The organism is Geobacter grbiciae (assembly GCF_018531165.1).
In the GTDB taxonomy this organism is placed as follows: domain Bacteria; phylum Desulfobacterota; class Desulfuromonadia; order Geobacterales; family Geobacteraceae; genus Geobacter; species Geobacter metallireducens.
Window position 1 is genome coordinate 21,066 of the sequence record NZ_JAHDIW010000029.1, and the last position, 6,000, is coordinate 27,065.

5 protein-coding genes and 1 pseudogene are annotated in these 6,000 nt (G+C 60.6%); 2 read left to right on the forward strand and 4 right to left on the reverse strand.

Annotated elements, in window-relative coordinates:
* Positions 1–140: 140 nt before the first annotated feature.
* Together KJB29_RS18700 and KJB29_RS18705 are read right to left on the reverse strand one after the other, a co-directional pair.
* Positions 141–1,031 (reverse strand): RluA family pseudouridine synthase, encoded by an 891-nt coding sequence (locus KJB29_RS18700; RefSeq protein ID WP_215735833.1) that lies wholly within the window; start codon positions 1,029–1,031, stop codon positions 141–143.
* 85 nt (positions 1,032–1,116) lie between these two features.
* Positions 1,117–1,827 carry a cytidylate kinase-like family protein gene (locus KJB29_RS18705; protein WP_004513966.1) on the reverse strand — a complete coding sequence of 237 codons (711 nt, stop codon included), beginning with the start codon at positions 1,825–1,827 and terminating at the stop codon, positions 1,117–1,119.
* Positions 1,828–1,987: 160 nt separating this feature from the next.
* On the opposite strand from KJB29_RS18705, the gene KJB29_RS18710 reads away from it, so the two are divergent.
* Complete coding sequence (locus tag KJB29_RS18710; RefSeq protein ID WP_215735834.1) at positions 1,988–2,725, forward strand: DUF3108 domain-containing protein; 738 nt, start codon at positions 1,988–1,990, stop codon at positions 2,723–2,725.
* 85 nt (positions 2,726–2,810) lie between these two features.
* On the forward strand, positions 2,811–3,371 hold the full coding sequence (locus tag KJB29_RS18715) for a nitroreductase family protein (RefSeq protein ID WP_004513968.1): 561 nt from the start codon (positions 2,811–2,813) through the stop codon (positions 3,369–3,371).
* 81 nt (positions 3,372–3,452) lie between these two features.
* Here the strand turns inward: KJB29_RS18715 and KJB29_RS18720 are convergent.
* A pseudogene (locus KJB29_RS18720) lies at positions 3,453–4,121 on the reverse strand (methyl-accepting chemotaxis protein); the annotation flags it as partial.
* Positions 4,122–4,272: 151 nt separating this feature from the next.
* Positions 4,273–5,922, reverse strand: a complete 1,650-nt coding sequence (gene hcp, locus KJB29_RS18725; RefSeq protein WP_215735836.1) for a hydroxylamine reductase — start codon at positions 5,920–5,922, stop codon at positions 4,273–4,275.
* Positions 5,923–6,000 lie beyond the last annotated feature (78 nt).

A 6,000-nucleotide genomic window follows, 5' to 3' on the forward strand; every position in this document is an offset into this window, starting at 1 on the left:
GCTAAAAAAAACATCGAAAAAACGAATAGTAAGCCCGCTTTTTCATTGTCGGCAGCCTCCGGTTGGAGAATGAGAAGGAAATCTGGTCGGCAAGGTGGGTATCTCTGCCGTCAGAGCTTGCGCGGCTCTTTATTCCGGGCTTATGTCATCGGCAGTGACGGCAGCGAGAGGAGTATGCGGGAATAGAAGTCGCCGGACAACAGGCGCACCTCTTCTAGCAACGCCGCGGGAAGAGGGGCATGAATGACGATCTCTTCGCCGGAAACGGGGTGACGGAAGGAAACAAGAAAGGCGTGGAGGCAGTGCCCTGGATAGGCCGCAAGGGGAGCGCCCCGGTAGCGGCGGTCGCCTCGCACTGGGTGGCCGGTGAGGGCGAGGTGTTTGCGAATTTGGTGCGTACGGCCGGTTATGGGGGTGACGAGGAGCAGGGCAGCACTCTTTCCTTGGAACAGTGTGCGGTACTGGGTCTGCGCCTCCTTGCCTTCCAGGGGGGTATCGATGGTCCCTTCGGCTGGCAGTTTGCCGTCTGCAACAGCCAGGTAGAGCTTGCCAAGGCCGGTTTCCTTGACGAAGCGGCCAAACATGCCGGCACTCGTGGCGCTCTTGGCGAGTATCGTGGCGCCGGAGGTGCCGCGGTCGAGGCGGTTCACGGGGCGGAGCTTCGCAGGGGTGCCCCGCTGCGCCAGGAACCGTTCCGCCACATCCACGAGGGTTTGCTCGTCTTCGGCGGTCCGGTGCACCGGCAGCCCGGGGGGCTTGTTGACGACGACAATCCGGTCGTCCTCGAAGAGGATATCGAGGGAGGGACGTTTGGCGGCCAGGAGTTCCCTTGTCCGGCCGCTTTCCTTGAGGGCCATGGTGTCACCTGTCACGAGGAGGGTGTCGGGTGTGATCGGGAGGCCGTTAACGGTCAGGTGCCCACCACGGGTGAGCTTGCCGAGGTAGGCGAGGGGAGCGCCCGGAAGGAGGTTCCTGAGGAAGCTTTCCACCCCGCGGCAGTGATCGGATTCTGTAATGGTGAACGTGAGCATGGCGGGAGTATAGACGGTGACGTCCGGGAGCGCAAGGGGAGAGCGGCGCCGGGCACCGCCCTCCCTCGATTGGCGCGGTTCGGAATCAGCCTGCGATCTTCTGGCAGAGATAGTCGAAGATGGCCCGGGCTATCTGGGCCTCCGAGTTCTTGTCGTTATTGAAGGCCATGTGGTAGAGGTTCAGGTCGGCAATGTCCCGGTCGAGGAAGCTGCGAATGAACTTGACCCGTTCCTTCTGCATTTTTTCCACCAGAAGCTCTGCGTCCTGGATCGAAATCTTTGCGCGCCGCGCAATGGAGCGGACTTTGAAATGGTGGGAGGCATAGATGCGGAAATGGAGGCAGTTGTTCATCTGCTGGGTGATGATGGAGCTTCCCCTCCCGATGATGATTACGTTGCCCACCTCGGCCAGGGAGACGATCTGGTCGCAGAGGAGTTTGTAGTGGTCCCGCTCGGTTTTCCAGCGCGGCATGAGAGTGGAGATCATGTCGTCGAGGAAGCGGGGGCGTTGGCCGAGGGATTGGAGAACCGTCTCGGAAATGTCATGATGTTTGGCGGCTTCTTCGAGAAGCGCCTTGTCCATCACGACCCAGGGCTCCCTGGTGGAGTGTTCGAGAAGCTCCCTGAGCTGCTCGGCCACGGGATACCCCTCGCAGCCGAACTCCCGTGAAATGGTGATCGTCGGCTTGCGCCCCATACGTTTTTCGGCCTCGGTTTTACCCCTCATCCGGCGGGACACCTCGACCATTGCAGCGAGCCTCTGTTCAATGGATGGCACGAGCAGTTTCTCCGGCATGGCATCCTCCTTCGGTCCGCGTTTCTGTTTATGCTGTTGCGGACCCCTGTGTCAATTGTGCCCTGTGCCGGCCTCTAGTCAAGGGGGTTGAGTTCCTGTGGCACTGTGGGATACTTTGCTGGTAACGAAGGAATCCCTTGAAGGGCCAGTCGGAGGTGATATGAAGTTCATTTACGGAGTAATGATGTTTCTCGTGCTTGTGACGTCCGGCGTTCCGGCGTCGGCTGCCCCGAAAGTTCCCGAGAAGCTTGTCTACAATCTTTCCTGGACCGGGATATCCGTCGGCACCGCGAGCCAGGAGATTACGGAGGAGGGAGCCACGCGGAAAATCGTCTCCATGGCCCGCTCCAATGACTGGCTCTCGACCTTTTTCCCGGTGGAAGACCGGATCGAGAGCTCCTATGACAGCAGTCGCGGCAACTTCCCGGGGCAGGCCCGCCATTACCGGTTGAAGACCCGCGAGGGGAGCCGTCACCGGGACCGGGAGATCTTTTTTGAACAGGAGCGGGGGGTGGCCCGCTACCGCGACAACCTGAGCGGGGATAAGGCTGATATCGACATCCCCCTGGATACCATTGACGTTTACGGCAGCTTTTATTACATTCGCTACCTCCGCCTGGAGGTGGGAAAATCACCTACCGTCAACATCCTCGACAGCAAGCGGCAGCGGAGGATCGCGGTGCGGGTCCTGCGCAAGGAGCGGATCAAGACGGTTCTCGGCGAGGTGGATACCATCGTCATCCAGCCTCTGGTGGCATCCGAGGGGGTCTTCGAGGGGAAGGGGACGGTCCATATCTGGCTCACCGACGATGAGCGGCGCATCCCGGTGAGGGCGCGAACCAAAGTTACGGTGGGGAGTGTCACGGCGACGCTGGTGGAGTGGATTCCCGGCAAGTGACGAGAACGGAGCGGCAACAACGCAGGCCGGCTCCGCAATAGTTTTGCAAGAGCCTCGCTATTCAACTGAGAAAGGAAACCTAACCATGGAGACACTGGAAGCAATCAGAACGAGGAGAAGCGTCCGCAAGTTTTCCGATCGGCCGGTGGAGCCCGAAAAGCTTCGGGCGGTTCTGGATGCGGCGCGACTCGCTCCGTCGTGGGCAAACATGCAGTGCTGGCGGTTTGTTGTGGTGGAGGATCAGGCAACGAAGGTGCAGATCAGCGAGCTCTCCTACGTGGAGGCCTACTTCGGCCCAAAGGGGTACAAGTCGAATCCGGCTCAGAAGGCCCTGGCCGAAGCGCCGGTGGTGATCATCGCCTGCGGCGAACCGCCTCAATCCGGGGAGTTGCGGGGGCAGCAGTATTACCTGACCGATGTGGGGATTGCGGCCCAGAATCTCATGCTTGCCGCCCACGACCTGGGGCTGGGGAGCGTCTTTGTCGGCGTCTTTGACGAGCAGCAACTGGGAGAACTTCTCGGTATCCCGGCGGAGCTCCGGATTGTTGGGCTCTTTCCTTTGGGATATCCCCTTGAGGGGCCGAAGGCTGGGCCGTCACGCAAGCCTCTGGATGAGATAGTCCACTATGGTAAGTATCAGGCGTAACTCCTTCCGGCAACGACAGAGGGTGAATAAATGGGCCCGGGGAGCGAACTCCGGGCCCTTTCTGCTGCTTGCCGCCTGAAGTCAGCCCATGCGGAAATGTGCCACCATTTGCCGGAGCCCTTCGGAAATCTCCTGGAGATGGCTTGCCGCTTCCGCGGACTCCTGGGCACCCTTGGCCGTTTCTCCCACAACCTGGGTTATCATCTGGATGTTATTGCTGATCTCGGTGGTGGTGGCAGTCTGCTGCTCGGCTGCGGTGGCGATCTGGCTCATCTGTTGCGCCACGGAATCGATCTGTGCCTTGATCTCGGTGAGGGCGGTTCCCGATTCGCCCGCCTTCTGGGTGCTGTCTTGCACTATGGTGACGCCGTGGTTCATGGACGATACTGCCGCAGAAGTCTCCTGCTGAATGGATTTGATCATCTGGCTGATCTCTTTAGTGGCCTTGGTTGTCCTTTCCGCCAAGGCGCGGACCTCGTCGGCCACCACGGCAAACCCGCGTCCCTGCTCGCCGGCACGGGCCGCCTCGATGGCCGCATTGAGTGCCAGCAGGTTGGTCTGGTCGGCGATGTCCTCAATTGTCCCCACGATCTCTCCGATCTGGTCGCTTCGGGTGCCGAGGTTGGCCACGCTCCGGGCCACATCGCGAACCTGGCTATATATGGTGTTCATTGCCTCGACCGTTGCCATGACCACGGAAGCGCCGGAATCTGCGGACTCGTTGGCCTTGCTGGAGCTTCCGGCCGCCAAAAGGGGACTTGGTCTTGCGGAAGATTGGCGCTGATCGGCTTAAAGAAAGTTTGCTTATGTTTCGTTTGGGTGTGATCTTCGGGCGGAAATAGACGAAAAAAGGCGCGGAGAATAGGTCTCCGCGCCTTTTCTTCAGCATTGGCGGAAGGGGTTACTGCCCCAGGGCCGCCTTGAGGTCTGCGTCCACCGTGGTGATGGGACCCAGGTTGAAGTTCTCCACCAGGAAGTTGAGAACGTTGGGGGTGACGAAGGCCGGGAGGCTCGGGCCGATCTTGATGTTCTTGATCCCCAGGTGCAGGAGCGACAGGAGGATGACCACCGCTTTCTGCTCGTACCAGGAGAGGATCATGGAGAGGGGCAGATCATTCACGCCGCACTTGAAGGCGTCGGCCAGGGCCAGGGCGATCTGGAGGGCCGAGTAGGCGTCGTTGCACTGGCCGATGTCCAGGAGGCGCGGGATGCCGCCGATGTCGCCGAACTCCAGCTTGTTGAAGCGGTATTTGCCGCAGGCGAGGGTCAGGATCACGCAGTCCTGGGGCACCTTCTCGGCCAACTCGGTGTAGTAGTTGCGACCCGGCTTGGCACCGTCGCAGCCGCCAATGAGGAAGAAGTGCTTGATGGCGCCCGCCTTCACCCCTTCGATCACCTTGTCCGCCACGCCAAGGACGGCGTTGTGGCCAAAACCGGTGAGAATCTCCTTCGCCGGCGCGTCGGCCAGCTCGGGGCACTCAAGGGCTTTGTTGATGACTTCGGAGAAGTCCCAGCCGTTGATGTGCTTCACACCGGGCCACCCCACCTGGCCCCAGGAGAAGAGGCGGTCCTTGTAAGAGTCGGCCGGGCGCTGGATGCAGTTGGTGTTGAAGATGATGGCGCCGGGGAAGTGGGGGAATTCCTTCGCCTGGTCCTGCCATGCGCCGCCGAAGTTGCCGTAGAGGTGCGCGTACTTCTTGAGGCCGGGATAGCCGTGGGCCGGGAGCATTTCACCGTGGGTGTAAACGTCGATCCCTTTCCCGTCGGTCTGCTTCAGGAGCTCCTCCAGCATGCGGAGATCGTGGCCGGAGACAAGGATCCCCTTGTTCTTGCGGGTGCCGGTCGGAACCTTGGTGGGGACCGGGTGGCCATAATGGGCCGCGTGACCTTCGTTCAGCATCCCCATGACCTTGATGTTCAGCTTGCCGCACTCCATGGCGAGCCCCACGAAGTCCATGAGCCCCTTGGCCGGGTCGGCGGTGGCGGCCATGGCCTTGTGGAAGAAGGCGAAGACCTCTTCGTCCTTTTTGCCGAGGATGTAGGCGTGGTCGGCGTAGGCGGCCATCCCCTTGAGGCCGTAGATGAGAATCTCGATGGCGGAGCGGATGTCGGCGTCGGCGTGGTGGGTGTTGATGCCGTGCTCCTGCCCCTGCTTCACGAGCCCTTCAAGATCGCCGGCAATGACCCACGCGGCGGGACCGGCGGCGATCTGCGGAGCGCTGGAACCGTTCTTTTCCCGATAGGCGGTTTCGTAGAGGGCCTTGATCCTTTCCTTGTAGTCGTAGCACGTGCGGAGTTTGCCGGCAATCTGAACCGGGTCGAAGTCCACGTTGGTGACGGTGGTGAAGAGCCCCTCAAGGACGAAGTAGTCGATCTTCTCTTCCTTCACGCCCAGCTCCCGGGCCTTGTCGGCATAAATGGCGAGTCCCTTGAGCCCGTAAAGCATGAGATCCTGCAGGGCGGCCACCTCGGGGTTCTTGCCGCATACCCCGATGATGTCGCAGCCGACGCCCTTGGCGGCCTGTTCGCACTGGTTACAGAACATTCCCATTCCTGATTAGCGTCGATCTTCCGCTGACGCCTGATGTGACATTTGCTGTCGCAGCATGATGATAACTTCATGGCATCT

Coding starts and splice junctions, on each gene's coding strand:
- KJB29_RS18710 (WP_215735834.1), top strand. CDS start 1,988: ATGAAGTTCATTTACGGAGTAATGATGTTTCTCGTGCTTGTGACGTCC.
- hcp (WP_215735836.1), bottom strand. CDS start 5,922: ATGGGAATGTTCTGTAACCAGTGCGAACAGGCCGCCAAGGGCGTCGGC.
- KJB29_RS18715 (WP_004513968.1), top strand. CDS start 2,811: ATGGAGACACTGGAAGCAATCAGAACGAGGAGAAGCGTCCGCAAGTTT.
- KJB29_RS18705 (WP_004513966.1), bottom strand. CDS start 1,827: ATGCCGGAGAAACTGCTCGTGCCATCCATTGAACAGAGGCTCGCTGCA.
- KJB29_RS18700 (WP_215735833.1), bottom strand. CDS start 1,031: ATGCTCACGTTCACCATTACAGAATCCGATCACTGCCGCGGGGTGGAA.